Genomic DNA, 22,102 nt, shown 5'->3' with positions numbered 1-22,102 from the left:
CCGCCCCCGAGTGTCACCACCGCCACTGATCCGACGGCACCTCCACCTGGCAGCGCCCGGCCTCGTCGCGAACGAGCATCTCCTCGATGTCGTCGTTCGTGACGTCCACACGGTGTGGTCCGGAAGCCGGGATCAGTGGGAGCCGCACGCGTGTGCCGCGGGGCTCGTCTCCGGTGTCGGAAGCGACGCACATGCGGTCATGGTGGCAGCTCGCCGCGGCTCATTCCGTCCGCGCGCTCGACCCCGAACGTGGCGTATCCCGGGCTCGCCGACGTTCCGGTCTAGCGCTGGTCGGAACCGGCCGCACTCGGACCGGCGGAGTTCGAACCGACCCGGCCGGACTCGGCGGTGTCGGCCGCCGACGGCTGAGCGTCCTCGCGCGCCGTCGTCCCCGCCCTGCCACGGAGCAGGGCGATCAGCGTGTCGCGGTCGCGCAGCGATCCGCGCAGGGTGTCGCGGTTGCGCCACAGCCGGCGGCCGGCGAGGACCGCGACCAGCACGACAGGCACCAGCAGGTACGCGCTGCCGAGGATGTACTGCCAGAACGCCCAGTGCAGTTCCAGGTTGCGGCCGTTCGGCAGGACCAGCAGCACGCAGCTGACGAACACCACGAACACCGCACCCGCCGCGATCCAGCGCTTCCGCGTCTTCACCGGGTCGGCGTGCGGCAGCTTCGACACGAGCACCATGATCAGCGGCACTGCCCACACCCAGTGGTGCGACCACGACACCGGCGAGAGCAGCAACGCGTAGAACGCCGTGACCAACAGCGCTTCGAGCGGGCGGCCGCTGCGGTGGAACCGCAGCATCAGCCACACCGCGAGCGGAGCCAGCGCCAGTCCGACGACGATCGCCGCGTTCGACGCCCACGGCGCCAGGTCCGTCATGCGGTTGAACAGCCCGTTGAGCGACTGGTTGCCCGCCCAGTGCATCGGCCCGATGCGGCCCGCGTTGAACACCGTGTGGGTCCAGAACCGCCACGCGTCCGACGGGATCAGCGCGAACATCAGCACCTGCAGCCCGAGGAACGTGCCCATCGCCCGCAGCGCGTCCATGCGCCGTCCGGTGAACAGCAGGTGCGGGATGAAGATCAGCGGCGTCAGCTTCACCGCGGCCGCGACACCGACCATGACGCCGCCCCACCGGCTGCCCCGGGCGCAGACGACCAGCACGTCCAGCACGATCAACGCCATGAGGATGAGGTTGATCTGACCGAGGAAGATCGTCCGCCACACGGGTTCGAGCGCGAAGAACAGCACCGCGGACAGCACGGTCACGCGCGCGGGCGACGCCCACACCGGCAGCTCGCCCTTCGGCCGCGGCAGTGCCGCCAGCGCCACGCGGATGACGACGGTCATGGCCAGCAGCGACACCGCCGACAGCACACCCCACGCGACCTGCACGGGGAACACGGCCAACGGCACGAACAGCAGCGCGGCCGTGGGCGGGTAGGTGAACGGCAGCAGCGCCCAGAACGGTTCGGGCGCGAGCGTGTTGCTCTCGTAGAGCGGGTCACCGCTCAGCAGGGTCACGGCGCCCGCGCGGTACACCGCCGAGTCCACGCCGAGCTGCAGGTCCAGCAGCCAGCCCACGACGCCCGCCACGATCATCAGCGCGGGCAGTACCAGCACCAGCGCCAGCGAGCGGGGCCGCGCGAGCAGCCGCTCGACCGAGGCCCGCAGCTGCAGCGACGCCGCCCCGGCGGGCTCCTGTCGGGAGTCCGCCGGCGCCGAGTGCGCCGACGTGTCGGCCTCGCGCAGGTCTGGGGTGCTCACTCTTTCTAGGAAACCATGAACGCCGTGTGAGTTCGGCGTCGGCCACACCACGCGGGCCGCTCGACGCCGCCTGCCCGGTGCCGCCCGTGCCCGGTCGCCGCCGGGCCGTCCGGTGCCGCCCGGCCCCTGACGATCGGCCACGCGGCTACCGCGCCGCGAGGGATTCGAGCAGGTCGCACGCGTCGTCGTGGGAGGAGGGCAAGCGCACCACGTTCACCCGTGCCGACCCGGCCTCGGCCAGCTGCGGGTCGACGGCGAACCGCTCGGTGAGGTCACGTCGGAGTCGCACCGCACGGCGGGCTACCTCGTCGGACCGCGGGACGACCGCGACCACCGTCGAGGCGCCGAGCACGGCGTGGCTCTCCCCGCCGTCGAACACCTGCCGCAGCACGTCGGCGGCCAGGATCATGCCCGCGGGCCGCAGGTAGACGGCGGTGTCGTCGAAGCCGAGCGAGATCACCATGAGGACGTGTCCCTCGGCCACGCACACGCCGTCGCGGGCGGCCTCGCGGTACAGCTCCGCCAGCCGGGTACGCAGGTACGCCTGGGTCGGCAGGCCGGTCAGCGAGTCGTGCACCTCGGTGGCGCCGACGTCGTTCAGCGCGACCTCCGCCCACGCGACGGCGACGATCCGCAGCAGCCGGGTGGGCAGCGCGTCGACGTCGGCCGCCTCGGCGATGGCGTCGAGTGTGTCGGCGTGGCTCGGCTCGCCCGCCGACGTCCCCGCGCCGACCTGCAACACCCCGTGCAACGCGGCCAGGTCGCCGAGGGTCTCCTCCAGTCCCGTGCCCGCCGCCGCCCGGGCGTGGGCCAGCGCCACCAGCGCCGCGCCCGCGCCGTCCAGCCCGGACCGTGCAACGGCGGAGCACACCAGGTCCACCTCGGCGACGTCCCAGTCGTCGGGGAACCGCCAGCCGCACGCCAGGCTCGCGGTCCGCCATCGGCGCCGGAGCGCCGCCTGTGGTTCCCGCTCGCTCCGCGTCCCCTGCACGGCCTGTGGCTGCCGGCCCGGGCCCGATCCGCCGCCCTGCTCGTCCGGCAGGGCGAACGGCACACCCTGCACGTCGCCAGCACTCACGTCCACTCGCGCCTCCTTGTCGGCTCGTCACGGTGGAGACGCCCGAGATCGCCTCGCATGACGGTATGGGAAGGCGAAAAGTTGCCGCGCGAGCGATCAGGCGTCGCCGCGCGAGCGATCAGGCGTCGCCGCGCGAGCGATGAGGTGTCACCGCGCAATCGATCCGGGTGACGTGACGACCCTCCGCGTGACGCTTCCCCGAATGTCCGTCACACTTTGCCTCGCAGTGCGTCCCCCTGTACGGGACGACCTGAGAGGAGAACCGTGAGCACCGCACCCACCGACCCGCAGGGCATGAGCGACGCCGAACTCATCGCCTCGGTACGCGCGGGCCAGCTCGAGTGCTACGGGACGCTGTACGAACGTCACGTATCCGCCGCGTACAACCTGGCGCGGCAACTCGCACGCACCTCGATGGAGGCCGACGACCTCGTGTCGGACGCCTTCTCGAAGGTCCTGGACACGCTCCGCGGCGGGAAAGGTCCGGACAGCGCGTTCCGGGCGTACCTGCTGACCGCGGTGCGCCACGGCGCCTACGACAAGACCCGGCGTGACAAGAAGCTCGACCTCGCCGAGGACATGACGACCGTCACGACGGTCGGTGGCGCCGGCGCCGAGGCGCTGACCGTGGAGTTCTCCGACACGGCCCTCGAAGGTCTGGAGCGCACGCTCGCCGCGAAGGCGTTCGCGAAGCTGCCCGAACGCTGGCAGGCGGTGCTGTGGCACACGGAGATCGAAGGTGCCACGCCCGCCGAGGTCGCGCCGCTGCTGGGCCTGACGGCCAACAGCGTGTCCGCACTCGCCTACCGGGCGCGCGAAGGTCTGCGCCAGGCGTACCTGCAGGTGCATCTCGCCGAGGTCAGCGCGAGCACCTGCCACGCCACGGCCGACAAGCTCGGCGCCTGGACCCGTGACGGGCTCTCCAAGCGGGAACGCGCGCAGGTCGAGGCGCATCTCGACGACTGTGCCGACTGTCAGGCGCTCGCCGCCGAACTCGCCGACGTCAACGGTGCACTGCGCGCCGTCATCGCTCCGCTCGTTCTCGGCGGCGGGGTGCTGGGCTACCTGGCGGTGGCAGGCGGTGGCAAAGCCGCGGCGGCGACGGCGATCGGCGCGGGAACGGCGGCCGGTTCCGCAGGAGCAGCGGCCGGCGCGGGTGGTTCCGGCGGCGGCGCCGCGGGTGCCGCCGCGGGTGCGCCCCGCGAGTTCGTCGGCGTGGCCGGTTCCGGTGTCGCGATGGCCGCCGCCGTCGCGCTGGCGCTCACGGCCGGTGGCGGCGGGCAGCAGATCCCGACGGCCGCCGAACAGCCGCAACAACAGCCGCCCGCCGCGCAGGCACCGAACGAGCCCGCCGCTCCCCCGCCGGGACAGCCCGCTCCGAACGACCCGCGACCCGCCCCGAACGAACCCGCACCGCAGCAGCCCCCACCCGCGCCGAACGTGTCGGAGCCGGATTCGCCGGAACCGGCCTCGGTCGGGGCGACCGTGGACCAGCAGGGCGTCGAGCTCGTCGCAGGCGGTGGACCGGCCGACCTGCCGATCACCGTGCGCAACAACGGCGGCACCCTGTCCGACCCGATCGACGTGACGCTGAACCTGCCGAACGGCGTGAGCGCCCTCGGCGGTGGCGGGGGCGGCGGGACGACCGCGGGCGCGACCGGCACCCCGCGCAGCGCCGATCAGCAGGGCGCCGATCAGCAGGGCGGCGGCCGGCAGGGCGCCGGTCGGCGCGGCGTGGCCCCGGCTCCGACGGGTGGCGGCGCGTCGCCGTCCGGCGGAGCAGCTCGTCAGAGCGGTGGGACGCTGCGCCAGGGCGGTGGCGGCGAACGCATCACCTGCCCCGGCGGCACCGGCACCGTGACGTGCTCCACCGGCCGCGGCCTGGCACCCGGCGAGTCCATGACGCTCGTGTTCCGCCTGCAGGCCTCCGCCGACGCCGAGTCCGGCCAGGTCACCGGCAGCATCAGCGGCGGCGGCGCCGTCGACGTGTCACTCCAGGTGCCCGTCACGGTCGAGCCGAAGCCCACCCCGCCGCCCGCCGAGGACGGCATCGAGGTGCGCGCGAGCGGGTCCGTGGCCGGGTTGACGTCCCGGGTCACCGTCGAGAACACGGGTGACAGCACCGGCACCGTCACCCTCACCTCCGACCGGCCCGTCTCGGGGACGAGCCTCGACATGGCCTGCAACACCGGACCGTCCGAACGGTTGTCGTGCACGTCGCGCACGGCGCTCGAACCCGGCGACACCAGGACGGTGCGCGTCACCAGGGGCACCGAGGGCATCGGCTTCGGCAACGGCCCCGGTAACGGCAACGGCTGGGCCTGGGGACGCGACCGCGGCGGTGACGACGTCACCGTCACGTTCACCGGCACGCTCGGCGACGCGTCCGACAGCGACGCCGCGACGTTCCGGTCGATGGAGTGCTGGCCGCTGCCGTTCGGGTGTGTCGGCAGCATCGTGGCCCCCACGCCCGATCCACAGTCCGGTTCCGGAACTGGTGAGGCCCCGACCAACCCGGACGCCGAGGGCTCGGCGTCGGTGACCGGCCCTCCGCCGGGCTCCGGATCGGCGGAGGCGCCCACCGGGGCGCGGCCAAGCGACGCGTCGGGTTCGGCGACCGCCCCGGCTCCCGAGTCGGGGTCGGGATCGGCGACCTCCACGACGACGACCGACACCGTGGAGGTGCCGCTGCCGACCCAACCGTGGCCCCGTGAGCCGGATGAGTCCGGGGACCAGGACAGTGACGGACAGGACGACGGCGACGGACCGGGCAACAACGGCAAGGGCCAGGGCAACGGCAACGCGTACGGCCACTCACGTTGAGACCCGGCGGGTGCGCTGCGTCACGATCGGCCGTCGACCTGGGCGTGGTGCAGACATCCGGCACGTGACGTTCCACCGTTCGGCGGTCCCGACCGGCGCGAATGGCTACACTGCGATGTGTGTCCGTCGTCGAAACCGTGCTGGCGCGCGTGCCGGGGCCGCTGCGCTCACTGCTGGTGAAACACCGTGAACTGCTGAAGTTCGCGGTCGTGGGCAGCACGACCTTCCTGGTCGACAACGGCATCTGGTACCTGCTGAAGTTCACCGTCCTGACGGACAAGCCGACGACGGCGAAGGCCATCGCGATCCTCGTGGCGACGATCGTGTCGTACGTGCTGAATCGCGAATGGTCGTTCCGCACCCGCGGCGGCAGGGAGACCGGGCACGAGGCGACGCTGTTCTTCGTGATCAGCGGCGTCGCCGTCGCGGTGAACCTGGTCCCGCTGTGGATCTCCCGCTACGTGCTGCACCTGCAACGGCCCGAGGTGTCGCTGTTCGTCCAGGAGACGGCCGATTTCGTCAGCGGCTCCGTGATCGGCATGCTGCTCGCGATGGGATTCCGCTTCTGGGGCTTCCGCAAGTGGGTCTTCCCCGACGAACTCGGCGGCATCCGCCGCGAGAACGTCGCCGCCGGCCGCTGACCGCGCCCCCAAGGGCACCTTGGTTGCACTGAACGCAGCCGGGGGCACCTTGGTTGCACAGCCGCCTCCTGCGGAAACGGAATCCTGCCGAGTCGAACCTGCTATCTGGGCACGCCCACCCGTCACCCGCCACCACCCAACGCGGCGACGCCGACGCGACCGCGTCGACGAAACGCTCCGCAGGCAGTCAAGCCTGCCGAGTCGAGCCTGCTATCTGGGCACCTTCTCCGTGGGCCACTCGACCGCGGGGACGTCGCCCGCGGTCGGCACTCGGAGGAACAGGCTGAACGTCGCCGGTGCGCGGGTGGACAGTTCGAGCCTGCCGCCGTCGGCCTCGGCCAGCGCCCGCGCCAGCGCGAGCCCCACACCCGTCGACCCGGCGCCGGAGAACCCGCGGTCGAACACGTGCGGCGCCAGCTCGTCCGGAACCCCGGCACCCGCGTCGCTGACCTCCACGACGACCGTGCCGTCGGTGTCACCGCGCCGGGCCGCGAGGGTGACGGTGCCCGCGCCGTGCCGCATCGCGTTGTCCAGCAGCACGCCGATGATCTCGCGGAGACGTGCCGGCGTGACGCGCACCATCAGCCCGTCGGCGATCCGCAACCGCAGGGTGCGCCCGTCGGCCTTGAGGACGTCGCGCCACTCGTCGCTGATCTCGGGCAGCATCTCGGTGAGCGACACCGGCTCGGTGCCGACCTCACTGGCGGCGCGGGCCGCCGCGAGCAGTTCGTCGAGGGCGCCCGCGAGCCGGTCGGACTGCTCGAGTGCCGCGTGCGCCTCCTCGGCGACGTCCGGGTCCTGGTGCAGGCCGAGCGCCTCGAGGCGTAACTGCAACGCGGTGAGCCTGCTGCGCAGCTGGTGCGAGACGTCGCCGACCAGCTGCCGTTCCCGCTGCACCAGCTGCGCCAGCGCCGTGCCCGACGAGTCGAGCGCGTCGGCCACCATGTCCAGTTCCGCCACCTCGTAGCGCCTGCTGTCGGGACGGAAGTCGCCCGCGCCGAGCCGGGCCGCGCGGTCGGCGACGTGCCGCAGCGGGCGCGCGAGACGGTTGGCGGTGACCGTGGCGACGAACGTGCCGATGCCGACCGACAGCACCACGACGAACACGACGGCGATCGCGACCTGGGTCTGCTGGGTCCGCATCTCCCCCGCGGGCTGGGTCATCACGATGTGGCCGCCCGCGATCGGCTGCTGTTCGCTGATCACGTCGTCGCCCGTCGACGGGCCCGCCTCCATGATCGCCGCGGAGCCGTGGTGCACGACCAGGTGCGCGTCCCGCGGCATCGCCGACCGGATGTGCCGCAGGTTCAGGTCGTGCCGGTTGGCGAGCTGGTTGTCGAGGGCCGCCGCGATCCGCTGCGCACTGTTGGTCAGCTCCTCCCGATGGAAGTTCTCCACCAGGAGCACGCCGGTCACCCCGAGCGGTGCGCCCAACGCCACCCCGGTGACCAGCACGGCCAACAGGATCGCCAGGAGAATTCGCCGCCGCATACCCCGCCTGTGTCCCTACCCGCTCGTGCCCGGCCGCCCACGTCCCGGCCGTTCGGTGCCCGTCGTCATTCGACGTTGAACCGGAACCCGACGCCGCGCACCGTCGCGATGTGCTCCTCGTTCGACTTCCGCGGATCCCTGCCCGCCGCGACCGCGAGTTTCCTGCGCAACCACGACATGTGCATGTCGAGCGTCTTCGACGTCTTGAGCGCTTCGGTGTCCAGGTCGTTCCACACCTCGGCGAGGATCTCCTCGCGGCTGACGACCTGTCCCGCCCTGCTCATCAGGACCCGCAGCAGTTCGAACTCCTTGTTGGCGAGCTGCACCTCCTCGCCGTCGACCGTCACGAGCCGCGCGGCGACGTCCATACGCACACCGCCGACGTCGAGTGCGCCCGGCGACCGCCTGCGCAGCAGAGCCCGGATGCGCGCGAGCAGCTCGGCGAGCCGGAACGGCTTGGCGACGTAGTCGTCGGCCCCCGCGTCGAGGCCGACGACGAAGTCGACCTCGTCGGTGCGGGCCGTCAACATCAGCACCGGCGTCTGCGCGCCCGACGCCCGCAGTCTGCGGCACACCTCCAACCCGTCCATCTCGGGCAGGCCGAGGTCGAGAACCAGCAGGTCGACGCGTTCGGAGGCCGTGGCTTCGAGCGCCGCCGAACCGTCCGTGACGGCGACGACCTCGTACCCCTCACGTTCCAGCGCGCGGGACAGCGGCTGCGCGATCGCGGGATCGTCTTCGGCGAGTAGGACCATGCTCACCTGGTCAACCTTACGGCGGGGGCACGTGGAACCATCGTGATGTGTCCCGTTACTCCGACGATGCAGCGCTGGCGGCCGAACTCGCCGACGCGGCCGACGCCATCACCATGGAACGTTTCCGCACCCAGAACCTGCGGGTGACGGCCAAACCCGACCGTACTCCGGTGACCGACGCCGACACCGACGTCGAGGACGCCATCCGCGGCATCCTCGCCGACCGGCGCCCCGGCGACGGCGTGGCTGGTGAGGAACGCGGCGGGTCGATCGCCGCACCCGGCCGCGTGTGGGTTCTCGACCCGATCGACGGCACGAAGAACTTCCTGCGCGGCGTGCCGATCTGGGCGACGCTCATCGCACTGCTGGACGGGGGCGTGCCGGTCGTCGGCATGATCACGGCGCCGCTGCTGGGCCGGCGGTGGTGGGCGAGCCAGGGCGGCGGCGCGTGGCTACGGGACTCGGCCGGTGAGCGCAAGCTGGCGGTGTCGCAGGTGCCGCAGCTGGCCGACGCCTACGTGTCCACAACGGACCTCAACAACTGGGCCGAACACCGCACCCAGGAGGCCTACCTGTCGCTGACCAGGGCGTGCTGGGAGACCCGTGCCTTCGGCGACTTCTGGCAGCACTGCCTCGTCGCCGAAGGTGCGCTGGAGGTCGCCGCCGAGCCCGTGGTGAACCCGTGGGACGTCGCGGCGGCGCAGGTCCTCGTCACCGAAGCGGGCGGACGGTTCACCGACCTCGACGGCGCGGCCCGGTTCGACCGTGGCTCCGCCCTGTCGACGAACGGCCTGGTCCACGACGCCGCGCTGGCCCACCTCCGCCGCCGCTGACGACACGCGTCCTGCGATCCTGCACGCGCGTGTCCTGCGCTCGGACACGCGCGTTCTGCACCCGGGCACGCGTGTTCCGCGCTCGTGGCTGCCGAGTCACATCGGGACCGGCCTCGGCGCGGGACACGCGCGAGGTCAGGGCAGGACGCCGACCGCGCCCCTGGCGACCTGCGCCCAGGTCAGCCTGCCGAAAAGGTAGTGACACGCGACCTGCTCGTTGGTGAACCGCGCCCAGTCGTAGCGGTTGCCCTGCTCGCGCCAGAACACCTCCCACGCGGTTCCGCCCGCGTCGTCGACGTCCTCCTCCTGCAGCACGCACCAGGCGTTGTCGACCTCGGTGCCCAGCGACACCACCTCGGGCGGCACGCCGACGGCCTCGAGCCAGCGCATGATCGACTCGGTGTTCACGAGGCGTCCTCCTTCGGGTTCCGCTCTGCGCCGCCGCCGGCCCGACGGGCATTCCCGCCGTCGGCGCTCTCGTCGCTGTCGTCGTTTTCGGAGCTGTCGACGCTGTCGGATCCAGGGCCGTAACCGTGGGCGTCACTGTCCGATTCATCCGGTCCGTCGAGGACGGCGCTGACCGCGGCGGCGTCACCTTTCGCCGCGGCCCCGTCGTCCGAATCGTCCGGTGTCGACCCGTCCGATGTGGCCGGTGCGGTCGACCGAGGGTCGACCGGCTCGAACGTCGCATCGGCGAGATAGCCGAGGGTCACGAGCTCAGCGGCGCTGTAGACGGCGCGATACCGCGCGCCGCCACCGGGCTGTCCGAACCAGGCTGCCGACACGCCACGCCACATCGGCACGTCCCGCAGCACGCGGTAACGCCGGTAGCCCGCGTCGAGGTGGGACGGCGGCAGCGAGCGCTGCTCGAACGGCGTGCCGTCGGCGGAGAAGACCCGTCCGTGGGCGGTGCCGAACCGGTCCAGCATCGTGCCGGCAGGCAGCACCTCCGGCTCTCCGTCGGCGGAACAGCCTTCGGGGAACTCGTCGGCCGGGGGCCACACGTATGCGGGCTCCTCGCCGGCGGCCGACGATGCGAGAGTCGCAGGTTCGACGGCCGCGGAAGAAGTAGCCGGGGCGTCGTGGTCGGTGCCCTCCCCGGTCGGTGCGGGCTCGGCGACCTGCCCGGCCGCCGTGACGTGGTCGACCGCCGGCGCGGATGCGGAGTCGTCGGAATCCACCCGACCGTCGGTGCCGGCCCGGTCGGCATCGGTATCGGCGTCGTGGTCGGGGCTGTCGGGGTCGGTGTTCCGCACGGTGGGGCCATCGGTGGCGCCGGCGTCCCTGCCGACCTCATCCGCGGTTGCGCCCTCGGTGCCGCCGGCAGCGGCGGGAGCGCTGTCGGCGGCAACGAAGCGGGCGTCCCAGTCGCGTTCGTGCATCCCGCCGAGCGGGTCGTAGCCGTCCCGGACGGCCGGCGGCGGGCAGGGCAGCACGGCGGGGGGTGGCGGCGCGGGCTGGCGAGCGCCCTGCCGCAACAGGTCGATCGCCTGGTCCGGCTCGACGAGGTCCGAGCTCGGGTGGTCGTGCGGCTCGAACCGAGCCACGGCGGGCGCACCGGGCTCCGGTTCGCCCGCGAGCAGTTGCCGGGCCGGACGGTCGGAGGCGACCGGAAGGTGCCCGATCGGGAACATGTGGACCAGGAACAGCGCGACGACGCTCTCCCGCTCCTGCCTCGGCGACCCCAATGCGGGAGCCGGTGGCTGGGGAGCCTGCGTCTGCGATGCCGGGGGCGGTGCGGCGTGCTGGTGCGGTCCTCCCGGCGCGGGGGCGTACGGCCCGCCGCCCGGCGCCGGCGGTGCGTTCCGTGCCTGCGGTGGCTGACCGACCGGTGGTTGCGGCGGGTACTGCTGGCCCGCGGGCGGCCTGCCGTACGGCTGTTGTCCCTGTCCCGGGTTCTGCCGGCCTGCGTACTGCTGTCCCGGGTTCTGCTGTCCCGGGTTCTGCGGCCCTGGGTTCTGCTGTCCCGGGTATTGCTGTCCCGGGTATTGCTGGCCGGGATACTGCTGCCCCGCGGGCGGCCGGCCGTACGGGTTCTGCTGGCCGTACTGCCCGGGCTGAGCTGCACCGCCTGCCTGACCCGCCGAGGGTGGCACCGGTCCGCCGGGCGCGGCACCACCCCCTGCGACGGGGCCGCCGGGAACCGCACCGCCGCCTGCCACGGGTCCACCCACGGGCGGGCCAGGAGGTTGCGGTCCGAACCCGCCGGGCTGGCCGCCTGCCGCGGGCGGGATCGCGCCCGCCTGGGGCGGCAGCGCCCCGGGAGCGGGCGGTCCGCTGAATCCGGACAGGTTCGTACCGGTCGGCGGAGTCGGCGCGTCACCGCCGGGCGCGGGCTGTCCCCACGGCGATCCGACGGGGATGCCTCCGGGCGGCGTCGGTGCGTCCGGGAGGACGATCGGTCCCGTACCCCCGGTACCGCCGCCGAACGGCGGCACCGGCTGCCCACCGGACAGGGGCTCGCCGCCAGGCAGTGACTCGCCCCCGGGCACGGGCGGGCGGCCCAGGCCGAACGGCGGCGTGTCCTCGCCGCCGGACTCGCCGGGGAAGCCAGGACCGCCGGGAAAGCCGGGCCCGTCGGAGGTGCCGGGGCCTCCCGGCCCGCCGTGACCGGGTCCGTCCTGGCCGCCGAGCAGTTCCTCGACGCCGTCCAGCAGGTCGCGGCCGGGTTCGGCCGTGCCGGCACCGCCGCCTCCGCCGCCGAGCACACCTCCGGGGCCACCGGGCGCGGCGTCGCCGCCCAGCACGTCCGAGGCGTCACCGAGTGCACCACCCGAGCCGATCCGGGAGTCCTGGCCGAGCACGTCCTCGACCGGCCCGAGCGGCCCCGGCGGACCAGAGGTTCCCGGCCCGCCGGGCGAACCCTGTCCGCCCGGCAGGTGCCCCTCGTCCCCGTCGGAGCCGAGCAGGCCGGACGCGTCCTCGAACAGCGAATCCCCGAGGCCGCCACCGCCGGGACCGCTGTGTCCCAGGCCGGTGTTTCCCGGACCGGCGGGGCCGCCGCCCGATTCGCCGAGCACCGCCTCGCCGGTGGCTGCGGTCGTCTCCGCCACGTCGGGCAGGCCGAGCGCGCCGAGCAGGCCGCCGCCTCCTGGGCCTCCGGAACCGGTGACGCCGCCCGTGTGGCCCGGACGGTCGGTGACGACGTCGGGGGCGACGCCCGGACCCGCTCCGTCGACACCGACCGTGTCGGCGAGTCCGCCGGTGATGGCGCGCATGTTGGCCGCCGTGCCCTGGATGACCGTGTCGACGCCGGCGAGCGCGGCCGGATGGCCTGCGTCGGCTGCCGTGCCCGCCGCATCGCGCTGGACCGCGGCGTCACGCAGTTTGCGTACGAGTTCGACCTTGGTGCGGCCGACCTGCTCGGCGGCACGGTCCAGCCGGTCGGCGGCGTCGCCCGCGCCCTGCGCGGCCCTGGTGAGACTGCCGTGTTCCGGATCGACGAACCCCGACCACGTCTGCCGCGCGGCGTCGGCGGCCTCACCACTCATCGAGCCGAGGGCCTGTCCCGCGACGGTGTCCGCCTCCGTCGCCAGCCCCTGCAGCTGCCCCGCGGCCTGCCGCCACGACCGCGCCTGTTCGCGCATGGCGTCCTCGTCGGCCTGCGGCCACGCGACGCCGGTCTCGGCGGCGATGTCGGCGAGTTCCGCGGGCAGTTCGATCCCCATGTCGCGGGCCTACCCTTCGCGCCCGGCGTCGGTGATCGCCTGCTGCGCGGACTCGTCCCCCGCCGTGTACGCCTCGGCCGCCCGCGCCAACGCCTCGCCCATGCCGGCCAGTCCACCGGACAGTCCGTCGAGCACACCCGCCGCTTCGCCGGCGGGCGCTCTGTGCCGTCCGTCGAACGCCTGCCCCACCTCGTCATCACCCCACGGGGACGACGCGACCGACTCTCGCAACGCCCTGGCGATGTCGGCCGCACGCCGGGTGAGCCCGTCGAACTCCGAGGCGCTCTGCCCGAGCTTGTCGACGTCGACGTCGAATCCGTGGTGTCCGGGCCCCGTCATCGCGATCGCTGCCATTCGGAGTCGTCGATCCAGTTGGCGTCCTCGAAGCTCTCGTCGTCACCGAAGTCGTCGGCGGCCGGAGCGTGTGCCCTGTCCGCCGGGGTGATCTCGTCGGCCGACAGGTCCGCCGTGCCGAGCAGCAGCGCCTGCGGATCGGTGTCCTGCGGCAGGGCGGGGGCGAGCACCTCGCTCGCGCCGGTGAAGGCCTTCGCCGTCGCCGCGCCGGTGAGGCGGACGATCTGGGCCGCGAGCTCGGCGGGCCGGTACCGCTCGTAGGCGGCCTCGGCGATCGTCAGACCGGTGAGCACCCCGCGCCCACCGACGGTGGCCGTCACGAGGCCGTCGTCACTGCTCGCCGACTCGCTGATGGCCGTGAGCTGCTGCTGCACGTCCGCCAGTTGTTCTCTGCTCCGCCGGTACTCGGCGAGCAGCTGCTCCACCTCGTCGCGATGGTCGGTCACGGCGCTCTCCCGACGTCGATCAGTGCGGCCGCATGCAGCCCCGGCTGGACCTCAGACGTGGCGACGCGGCTCGCGGTTCCCGGTGGCCCCGGAAAGGATGCCCGTGTCAGCCCGCGAGCGCGCGCACGACCCGCGACGGACTCGGCCTTCCGAGCCGCTCGGCCATCCACGTGCTCGTCGTGACCAGCGCGTCGAGGTCGGCGCCGTGGCGCACTCCGAGGCCGTCGAGCATCCACACGAGGTCCTCCGTGGCAAGGTTCCCGGTGGCCGACTCAGCATAGGGGCAGCCACCGAGACCGCCCGCGGACGAGTCGACCGTGGCCACGCCGCGGCGCAGCGCGGCGAGAGTGTTCGACAGTGCCTGCCCGTAGGTGTCGTGGAAGTGGACCGCGAGCGCGTCGACGCCGACTCCTGCGGCGGCGAACGCGTCGACGAGCCGGTCGACCTGCCCGGGCGTCGCGACACCGATGGTGTCGCCGAGGGACAGTTGCCCGCAGCCGGCGTCGAGCAGGCGTGTGCCCGCCGCGACGACCTGGTCGGGGTCGACCACGCCTTCCCACGGGTCGCCGAAGCACATCGACAGGTATCCGCGTACCGCCATGCCCTCGCCGCGAGCCCGCGCGATGACGGGGTCGAACATCGCGAACTGGTCGTCGTAGGTGGAGTTGAGGTTCCGCTTGGCGAACGACTCGGTGGCACTGGCGAACACGGCGATGTCGGCGATCCCCGCGTCGACGGCCCGGTCGAGGCCGCGTGCGTTGGGCACCAGCACCGGGTAGCGCGCGCCCGACCTGCGGTCGAGCCGGGAGAGCAGTTCCTCGGCATCGGCGAGCTGCGGGACCCACTTCGGGTGGACGAAGCTGGTCGCCTCGAGGGTCGTCAGCCCCGCGTCGGCGAGCCGGTCGAGGAATTCGAGCTTGACGTCGACGGGCACCGTCGCCGCCTCGTTCTGCAGGCCGTCCCGCGGTCCGACCTCCCAGATCGTCACCTCGGCGGGCAGCTCGCCCGAGCGCGGAAGGTGCTCGGGCAGCCCCACGTCCCGTGCGCCCACGTTCACCACCCCGGGTACGAGCCCGGCTGCGGCGGCTGCCCCGACTGCGGCTGCTGCTGCGGGTGCGGCGCGTGTGGCTGCTGGGCGGTCTGCTGCCAGGACGGGTCGTAGTCGAAGTCGTCGTACGGGTTCTCGTTGACCTGGCGGTAGATGTAGGTGTGCACCTTCTCGACGCTCGGAATGTCGTCGAAGGTGAGCGGCTCCTCGGACGCCGATTCGATGATCAGCGTGCCGCAGGCGAAGACCCGGTCGAGCAGGCCGTGCTCGAACCGCACACTGTTGATACGCGCCATCGGGATGTCGATGCCGGTGCGCTTGACGACACCTTCGCGGGCGATGACGCGGTCGGTGGTCACGATGAAGTGCGTGGTGCGCCACCGGACGAACGGCGCGAAGACCCGCCAGATCAACAGGATCAGCCCGACGGCACCGACGGCGATCTGCGTGACGACGTCCCACGGGGCGTCGAAGCCGGGCGCGACGAAGAATGCCAGCCAGATCCCCACCCCCAGTGTGATCAGCAGGATCAGCACCGGCCAGACGAGCATCTTGAAGTGCGGATGCTTGTGGACGACGACGCTCTCGCCCTCACTGAGCAGGCTTTGTGGATACGCCACCGCTGGCCACTCCCCGAAATGCGGTCATCTTCTCTGCGGGCAACCGTACCGCTCCGGAGCGTGTTTCACCCACCGGTCGGCCGGAGATGCACGACGTCACCCGCGAAAACACTCCGCCGGGTGCCGCCAGGGACGTCGACGACCAGCGCGCCGGTCGGCTCGACGTCCACCGCGTCGCCGATCACGCTGCCGCCGCCGGTCAGGATCTTGACCTCCTGGCCGAGTGTGAGACACCGCTGCCGGTACTCGTCGAGCATGTCGGCGTCGGCGAGGTCGCCTGCCGCCTCGCGCCAGACCGTCTCCCGTTCGTGCAGCGCCGCGAGCACCATCATCGCCACGTCGGTGCGGTCGCTGGTCGCGGCGCCGAGCTCGGCGAGCGACACCGGGGGCAACGCACCCGCCGGCACGGTCACGTCCTCGCGCACGCGCGTCACGTTGAGTCCGATACCCAGAACCACGGCCAGCTCGTCCGAGGAGGCGGCCTCGGACAGGATCCCCGCGCACTTGCCGGAAGCGTCGGCGGCGAGCACGTCGTTGGGCCACTTGAGCGCGACGTTCGCTCCGAGCGCGTCGCCGACGTCCAGTACGGCCAGTCCCGCGGCGATCGCGAGCGAGCCGACGCCCGCGACCGGCACACCCGAGGGCCGCAACAGCACACTGATGTACACGCCGGAGCCCGGTGAGGCCCAGGTGCGCCCCCGCCTGCCGAGTCCGGCCGTCTGCTCCGCCGCGACGAGCGCCGTCCGGTCGGGCGCGCCGTCGACGACGGCCTGCCGCAGGTCGGCGTTCGTCGACCCGGTGGTGGCGACCACGTCGACCTGCGCGTACGGCCCGACCGGTTCGACCAGTTCTCCCCGCAGGCGGGCTCCATCGATGCGATTCGGCACGCGCGGAACCCTAACGCCGGATACCGCGGGCGTATCACGTCCCGTGCGGGTCGGCTGCATTGATCGCGGCCACGACGTCGGCGTAGTCGCCACGCGCTTCGGCGTGGCGCAGCAACTCGACCCGCTCGACCAGGATCTCCTTCGCGTTCGGACGGGTGCGCATCAGTTCCACGACCTCGGAGACGTACTCGTCGAGCGGCATCGCGAACTCGCTGCTCTCCTGACCGGGCAGCAGGGAGGTCCGCACCGCCGGGGGCACGATCTCGACGACCGAGACCGACGTGTCCGCGAGCTGGAGGCGGAGCGACTCGCTGAGCTGGTGGACGGCGGCCTTCGAGGCGTTGTAGCTGGGCGTGGCGGCCAGCGGGGTGAAGGCGAGCCCCGACGACACGGTGACGATCGTGGCGTCGGGCCGTCGCCGGAAGTGCTCGACGAACGCCGCGATCAGCCGGATCGGACCGAGCACGTTGGTGGTGATCACGGACTCGGCGGAGTCGAGGAAGGTCTCGGGCCGGTGCCAGTCCTCGACCCGCATGATGCCGGCCATCGCGATCAGCACGTTCAGTTCCGGATACCGCGAGAGGACGTCCTCCGCCGCGGCCTCGACGCTCGCCGGGTCCGTCGTGTCGACGACGACCGTGCCGATGTCGGGATGCTCCGCGGCGATGGATTCCAGCAGGTCGGCACGCCTGCCTCCGATGACGACGGTGTTGCCCTCGGCGCGCAGCGCCAGTGCGAGCTCCAGGCCGATGCCACTGGTGGCGCCGGGGACGAAAACGGTGTTGTGCGCTGTGATGTCCATGTCTCGACCTTCGCCCGCTCCGGCCCGCCGAGGCAGAGATCGTTGATCGGGGGATCCACGATCCCTGCCTCGGACCGTCGACAGCCCCGATACTGGTTCGCATGGACCGCACCGCACTGGCGGAGTTCCTCCGTCGCCGCAGGGAGGAGCTGCGCCCCGAGGACGTCGGGCTGCCCCGAGGGCAGCGAAGACGCGCCGCCGGGCTCAGACGCGAAGAGGTCGCGTCACTGGCGTCGATGTCGACCGATTACTACACACGCCTCGAGCAGCGCCGGGGCCCGCAGCCGAGCGAGCAGCTGCTGGCCGCGCTCGCGAGATCGTTGCGCCTCACCGAGCACGAGCGCGACTACCTGTTCCAGGTCGCCGGCCGCAACGTGCCGCCTCCGGGAGCAGGTGGCGACCACGTGGCGCCCGCGCTGCTGCGGGTGCTCGACCGGCTCGCGGACACACCGGCGCTGATCGTCTCCGAGCTGGGCGAGACTCTGGTGCAGAACCGGATGGCCCAAGCGCTGTTCGGCGACCGTTCCCGGTTCACGGGACTGGCACGCAGTGAGTACTACCGGTGGTTCACCGATCCCGCGGAACGGCGGTTCTACCCCGAGGACGACCACGACCGGCAGAGCCGCGCGCAGGTCGCCAATCTGCGCGCGGCCTACGGATCGCTCGGCCCGCAATCCCGGGCGGGCGAGCTCGTCGAGGCGTTGTTGCGGGAGAGCGCCGAGTTCGCGGAGCTGTGGCGACGGCACGAGGTGGGCACACGGTTCGCGGACCACAAGACTCTCCTCCACCACGAGCTCGGCGAGATCGAGGTCGACTGTCAGGTGCTGTTCACCGAGGACCGGACGCAGGCACTGCTCGTGCTGACCGCCGCGCCGAACGCCGAGGACGCGCTCAAACTGCAGCTGCTGGGCGTGCTGGGGAACGAGCGGTTCGGGGGACCGACACACGACAGGGGAAAGGAGGTGCCGCGGCACAGCGAGGCATGAGGGAGAGAGGTGCGGGAGCGGCCCAGGAGCCGCGTGACGGGAGCTACGCAGGAGCCGAGATCGGTCCACGGACTCGCCTGCGGGGCATCGCGATGACACGGGTGCCGGACGTAGCCCACGCCACACCAGCCGGCTCGGGGTGATGATTAAGCTCGCGTGTCATGAGCAGCGCAACGGAGCCGGTCGGGGACGCGCCTGACGCACCGAACACAGAGCCGGACATCCACACCACGGCGGGCAAACTCGCGGACCTGTACCTGCGCTACGACGAGGCCGTGCACGCCGGGTCGGAGCGCGCCGTCGAGCGCCAGCACGCCAAGGGCAAGAAGACGGCGCGGGAGCGCGTGGACATGCTGCTCGACCCGGGGTCCTTCGTCGAGCTGGATGCGCTCGCGCGGCACCGGTCGACGAACTTCGGGCTCGAGGCCAGCCGCCCGTACGGCGACGGCGTCGTCACCGGCTACGGCACGATCGACGGCCGCGAGGTGTGCGTGTTCAGCCAGGACGTGACCGTCCTCGGCGGTGCGCTCGGCGAGGTGTACGGCGAGAAGATCACCAAGGTCATGGACCTGGCGATGAAGACCGGGCGTCCCGTCATCGGCATCAACGAGGGCGGCGGCGCGCGCATCCAGGAGGGTGTCGTCTCGCTCGGCCTGTACGCCGAGATCTTCCGCCGCAACACCCACGCCTCGGGTGTCGTCCCGCAGATCTCGCTGATCATGGGCACCAACGCGGGCGGGCACGTCTACTCCCCGGCGTTGACGGACTTCGTCGTGATGGTCGACGAGACCTCGCACATGTTCATCACGGGACCGGACGTCATCAAGACGGTCACCGGCGAGGAGGTCACCTTCGAGGACCTCGGCGGCGGGCGCACCCACAACGCCAAGTCCGGGAACGCCCACTACCTGGCCTCCGACGAGGACGACGCGGTCTCCTACGTCAAGGAGCTGCTCAGCTTCCTGCCGTCGAACAACCTGGCCGAGCCGCCCGTGTTCGACGCGCCGGAACCCACCGGTGGAGCGATCGCCGAGGACGTGACCGACGCCGACCGGGAGCTCGACACGCTGATCCCGGACTCGCCGAACCAGCCGTACGACATGCACGAGGTCGTGAGCCGCGTGCTCGACGACGGCGAGTTCCTCGAGGTGCAGGAGCTGTTCGCGCCCAACGTGATCACCGGTTTCGGCCGGGTCGAGGGACAGGCCGTCGGCATCGTGGCCAACCAGCCGACCCAGTTCGCGGGCTGCCTCGACATCGACGCGTCCGACAAGGCGGCGCGGTTCGTGCGCACGTGCGACGCGTTCAACGTGCCGGTGCTGACGTTCGTCGACGTGCCGGGCTTCCTGCCGGGTACCGACCAGGAGTGGAACGGCATCATCCGCCACGGAGCGAAGCTGCTCTACGCCTACGCCGAGGCGACGGTCCCGCTGGTCACGGTCATCACGCGCAAGGCGTACGGCGGTGCGTACGACGTGATGGGATCCAAGCACCTGGGTGCCGACATCAACATCGCGTGGCCGTCCGCGCAGATCGCCGTGATGGGGGCCCAGGGCGCGGCGAACATCGTGCACCGCAAACGGCTCGCCGCCGCGGGCGAGAGCGGCGAGGACGTCGAGCAGCTGCGGGCCGAGCTGATCCAGGAGTACGAGGACACGCTGTGCAACCCGTACGTGGCCGCGGAGCGCGGGTACGTCGACGCGGTCATCCCGCCCGCGCACACGCGCGGGCACGTCACGCGCGCGCTGCGGATGCTGCGGGAGAAGCGCGAGAACCTGCCCCCGAAGAAGCACGGGAACATTCCGCTGTGAGCGCCTCCGACGAGATGCCCGAGACCACGACCGCCGAGACCGACGGTTCCGGCGGAGCTGCCGGTTCCGGTGGCTCCGGTGCCGATGCCGGCCGGCCGCTGCTGCGCGTCGTGCGCGGCGAGCCGGACGACGCCGAGCTCGCCGCGCTGACCGCCGTCGTGGCCGGCCTGGCCGCGCACGGTGACGACGCCGAGGCGGAGCAGCCGGCGCGGTCCCGCTGGGCCGACCGTGCGGCGGCGATACGCAGACCGCTCACCCCCGGACCGGGAGCGTGGCGGGCGTCGGCGTTCCGCCGCTGACGACCCACCGTCGCGACACCCACCGTCGCTGAGCACCGGCCGTCGCAACACCGGCCGTGGCGACACCCGCCGTTGGAACACGCGGCGTGGCAACACCCGATCTCGCGGCACCGGCGGTCGCGGCACCGGTGTTCGAGCCGTAGAGCTGAGCTCGCCGGGTGCGGCCGCTAGCTCCCGGTCGGCGCCGTTGTCGAGACGGCCGGTTCCGACGAGACGGCCGGTTCCGACGACTCGGTGGGCCGCGGCGCCGTCCCCGCGTGACCGCGGAGGCGCGCCACCCCGACGAGCCCGACGACCGCCAGCACCAGCGGGATCGCGAACGCGTAGCGATGGGCGTCCGCCCGGCCCGCGCCTGCCGCCAACAGGCCGTCGATCGCCAGCCCTGCCGCCAGCTGTGACACCACGGCGAACGTGAAGCCGCCCATGTTGGCGAGCCCGCTCGCCACACCGGCCCGGTGTTCCGGACTGGCCGACCGCGCCAGGTCGAAGGCCAGCATGCTGACCCCACCGCCGACGCCCAGCGCCACCAGCGGCGGCAGCAGGGTCGCGACCGTCGCGCCCGCAGGCAGGGCCACGAGTGCGACGGCTCCGCACACGGCGACGACGCCCGCAGCCAGCACGAGGCGCCCCCGCAGACCTGGTCTGCGTGAGGCCAGCTGCCCCGCGGCCGTGCTGCTGACGACGAACCCGAGCACGACCACCGTGACCATGCCCGCCGCGGCTCCGTCGGAGAGACCGTGCGCGGCGACGAGGTACGGCTGGCCGAGCACCGCCGTGAACGAGACGAACGAACCCATCAACACGAAGTGGGTCAGCAGCGCGTGCCGCACGCCCGGCGAACGCCACGTCAGCCGCAGGGTGTCCCGCAACCGCTCACCGGAGCCGTCCGCCTCGACGGCCGTGCTCCGTCGCGTCCCACCGCCGTCACCCCGCGGCGACTGCCGCGGTGCCTCCCGCAGCGCCACGGCGGTCGCGACCAGCACGACGACGGTGACGACGCCGCCGATGAGGAACGCCCCCGTCCAGCCCCGGACATTCAGGAGCGCGGCCAGCGGCGAGGTGGCGATGATCTGGCCGAGTCCGCCGATCATGCCGGTGAGCGCCGCGACGAAGGCATAGCGGTTGCCGGGGAACCAGTTCCGTGTGATCCGCAGGACGCTGACGAACATGCAGGCATCGCCCGCACCGATCAGTGCCCGTCCTGCCATCGCGGCGGGATACGCCGTCGCCAGCGCGAACACGACCGAACCCACGGCCATCAGCGCGGTGCCCCCGAGCAGCAGCACCCGCGGGCCGTACCGGTCGTTGCCGATGCCGACGGGCACCTGCAGCAGGGCGTACAGCGTCAGTTGCACCACGGAGAACACGGCAAGGCCCGTCGCGTCGACGTCGAACCTCTCCTGGGCGGTCAACCCGGCGACCGACAGGCTCATCCGGTGGAACATCGCCACGAGGTAGCAGGCCGCACCCAACGCCCACATCGCCCACGGCAGGAGCGACCCGACCGCCGGGGCGCGCGACGTGCCCGCCCGCGCCCCGCCCCGTAACGCCCTGCCCTCCTGAGCGGTGTCGTGCAGTGCAGCGTCGTGCCGCGCCGTGTCCGGCTGAAGTGCCGCGCCGCGCGGCGGCGCGGTGTCGTACTCCTGCGCGGTGTCGCACGGCGCAGCGGACGGCGATCCGGAGGAACGCACAGTCATCCCCTCGTTCGACGGACCGACGTGCATGGACATCACATGCACATAACTTGTATCTATGTTGTGTTCAACGATCCGGCTAGACTGCGGG

The 22,102-nt window shown here is 72.5% G+C and carries 19 protein-coding genes; 6 read left to right on the top strand and 13 right to left on the bottom strand.

From position 1 onward, the window contains the following. Window positions 1-281: 281 nt before the first annotated feature. Both LY13_RS18720 and LY13_RS18715 read right to left on the bottom strand, forming a co-directional pair. Window positions 282-1,775, bottom strand: a complete 1,494-nt coding sequence (locus tag LY13_RS18720) for a glycosyltransferase 87 family protein (RefSeq protein WP_372493857.1) — start codon at window positions 1,773-1,775, stop codon at window positions 282-284. Window positions 1,776-1,920: 145 nt separating this feature from the next. Then, entirely contained in the window at window positions 1,921-2,859 is a 939-nt protein-coding gene (locus tag LY13_RS18715) for a GGDEF domain-containing protein (protein WP_253829881.1), read from the bottom strand. Window positions 2,860-3,117: 258 nt separating this feature from the next. On the opposite strand from LY13_RS18715, the gene LY13_RS18710 reads away from it, so the two are divergent. Further along, window positions 3,118-5,676: a sigma-70 family RNA polymerase sigma factor gene (locus LY13_RS18710; RefSeq protein ID WP_253829880.1), complete on the top strand. Its 2,559-nt coding sequence runs from the start codon at window positions 3,118-3,120 to the stop codon at window positions 5,674-5,676. A gap of 119 nt (window positions 5,677-5,795) precedes the next feature. Further along, entirely contained in the window at window positions 5,796-6,317 is a 522-nt protein-coding gene (locus LY13_RS18705) for a GtrA family protein (protein ID WP_253829879.1), read from the top strand. 210 nt (window positions 6,318-6,527) lie between these two features. On the opposite strand, the gene LY13_RS18700 is transcribed toward LY13_RS18705, so the two are convergent. Beyond that, a complete protein-coding gene (locus tag LY13_RS18700; protein WP_253829878.1) occupies window positions 6,528-7,808 on the bottom strand; it encodes an ATP-binding protein in 1,281 nt (426 codons plus the stop codon). 65 nt (window positions 7,809-7,873) lie between these two features. Next, window positions 7,874-8,563 carry a response regulator transcription factor gene (locus LY13_RS18695; RefSeq protein WP_253829909.1) on the bottom strand — a complete coding sequence of 230 codons (690 nt, stop codon included), beginning with the start codon at window positions 8,561-8,563 and terminating at the stop codon, window positions 7,874-7,876. A 47-nt stretch (window positions 8,564-8,610) separates the two neighbouring features. Here LY13_RS18695 and hisN point away from each other — a divergent pair, with 47 nt between their 5' ends. Further along, window positions 8,611-9,396: a histidinol-phosphatase gene (gene hisN, locus LY13_RS18690; protein WP_253829877.1), complete on the top strand. Its 786-nt coding sequence runs from the start codon at window positions 8,611-8,613 to the stop codon at window positions 9,394-9,396. 135 nt (window positions 9,397-9,531) lie between these two features. On the opposite strand, the gene LY13_RS18685 is transcribed toward hisN, so the two are convergent. The 8 genes from LY13_RS18685 to LY13_RS18645 form a co-directional block, all read right to left on the bottom strand. Then, the gene (locus tag LY13_RS18685; RefSeq protein WP_253829876.1) at window positions 9,532-9,804 is read right to left on the bottom strand and encodes a hypothetical protein; all 273 of its coding nucleotides are present in this window, start codon (window positions 9,802-9,804) and stop codon (window positions 9,532-9,534) included. Continuing rightward, window positions 9,801-13,064: a glycohydrolase toxin TNT-related protein gene (locus tag LY13_RS25715; protein WP_301299328.1), complete on the bottom strand. Its 3,264-nt coding sequence runs from the start codon at window positions 13,062-13,064 to the stop codon at window positions 9,801-9,803. Before LY13_RS25715 ends, LY13_RS18685 begins: the two co-directional genes overlap by 4 nt. Before the next feature lie 9 nt (window positions 13,065-13,073). Next, the gene (locus LY13_RS18670; RefSeq protein ID WP_253829875.1) at window positions 13,074-13,418 is read right to left on the bottom strand and encodes a hypothetical protein; all 345 of its coding nucleotides are present in this window, start codon (window positions 13,416-13,418) and stop codon (window positions 13,074-13,076) included. Beyond that, window positions 13,400-13,864, bottom strand: a complete 465-nt coding sequence (locus LY13_RS18665; RefSeq protein ID WP_253829873.1) for a YbaB/EbfC family nucleoid-associated protein — start codon at window positions 13,862-13,864, stop codon at window positions 13,400-13,402. Before LY13_RS18665 ends, LY13_RS18670 begins: the two co-directional genes overlap by 19 nt. Window positions 13,865-13,970: 106 nt before the next feature. After that, window positions 13,971-14,915, bottom strand: a complete 945-nt coding sequence (locus LY13_RS18660; protein WP_253829871.1) for a hydroxymethylglutaryl-CoA lyase — start codon at window positions 14,913-14,915, stop codon at window positions 13,971-13,973. Between the two features lie 2 nt (window positions 14,916-14,917). Next, on the bottom strand, window positions 14,918-15,532 hold the full coding sequence (locus LY13_RS18655; protein WP_253829870.1) for a PH domain-containing protein: 615 nt from the start codon (window positions 15,530-15,532) through the stop codon (window positions 14,918-14,920). A gap of 65 nt (window positions 15,533-15,597) precedes the next feature. Beyond that, window positions 15,598-16,419 (bottom strand): biotin--[acetyl-CoA-carboxylase] ligase, encoded by an 822-nt coding sequence (locus LY13_RS18650; protein WP_253829868.1) that lies wholly within the window; start codon window positions 16,417-16,419, stop codon window positions 15,598-15,600. A 34-nt stretch (window positions 16,420-16,453) separates the two neighbouring features. Next, window positions 16,454-17,221: an SDR family oxidoreductase gene (locus LY13_RS18645; protein WP_253829866.1), complete on the bottom strand. Its 768-nt coding sequence runs from the start codon at window positions 17,219-17,221 to the stop codon at window positions 16,454-16,456. Window positions 17,222-17,322: 101 nt separating this feature from the next. Here LY13_RS18645 and LY13_RS18640 point away from each other — a divergent pair, with 101 nt between their 5' ends. The 3 genes from LY13_RS18640 to LY13_RS18630 all read left to right on the top strand — a co-directional run bounded on the left by LY13_RS18640 (window position 17,323) and on the right by LY13_RS18630 (window position 20,317). Further along, complete coding sequence (locus LY13_RS18640; protein ID WP_253829865.1) at window positions 17,323-18,207, top strand: helix-turn-helix transcriptional regulator; 885 nt, start codon at window positions 17,323-17,325, stop codon at window positions 18,205-18,207. A 161-nt stretch (window positions 18,208-18,368) separates the two neighbouring features. Beyond that, window positions 18,369-20,018 carry an acyl-CoA carboxylase subunit beta gene (locus tag LY13_RS18635; RefSeq protein ID WP_253829863.1) on the top strand — a complete coding sequence of 550 codons (1,650 nt, stop codon included), beginning with the start codon at window positions 18,369-18,371 and terminating at the stop codon, window positions 20,016-20,018. Window positions 20,019-20,116: 98 nt separating this feature from the next. After that, window positions 20,117-20,317 carry an acyl-CoA carboxylase subunit epsilon gene (locus tag LY13_RS18630; protein ID WP_253829907.1) on the top strand — a complete coding sequence of 67 codons (201 nt, stop codon included), beginning with the start codon at window positions 20,117-20,119 and terminating at the stop codon, window positions 20,315-20,317. 167 nt (window positions 20,318-20,484) lie between these two features. Here LY13_RS18630 and LY13_RS18625 read toward each other — a convergent pair whose 3' ends face one another. Beyond that, window positions 20,485-22,014, bottom strand: coding sequence for an MFS transporter (locus LY13_RS18625; protein WP_253829862.1), 1,530 nt, complete (start codon window positions 22,012-22,014; stop codon window positions 20,485-20,487). Window positions 22,015-22,102 lie beyond the last annotated feature (88 nt).

Source organism: Prauserella aidingensis, from assembly GCF_024171865.1.
In the GTDB taxonomy this organism is placed as follows: Bacteria; Actinomycetota; Actinomycetes; order Mycobacteriales; family Pseudonocardiaceae; genus Prauserella; species Prauserella aidingensis.
The sequence above is the reverse complement of the archived record's forward strand: the minus strand, read 5'-3'. Positions and strand labels throughout refer to the sequence as shown.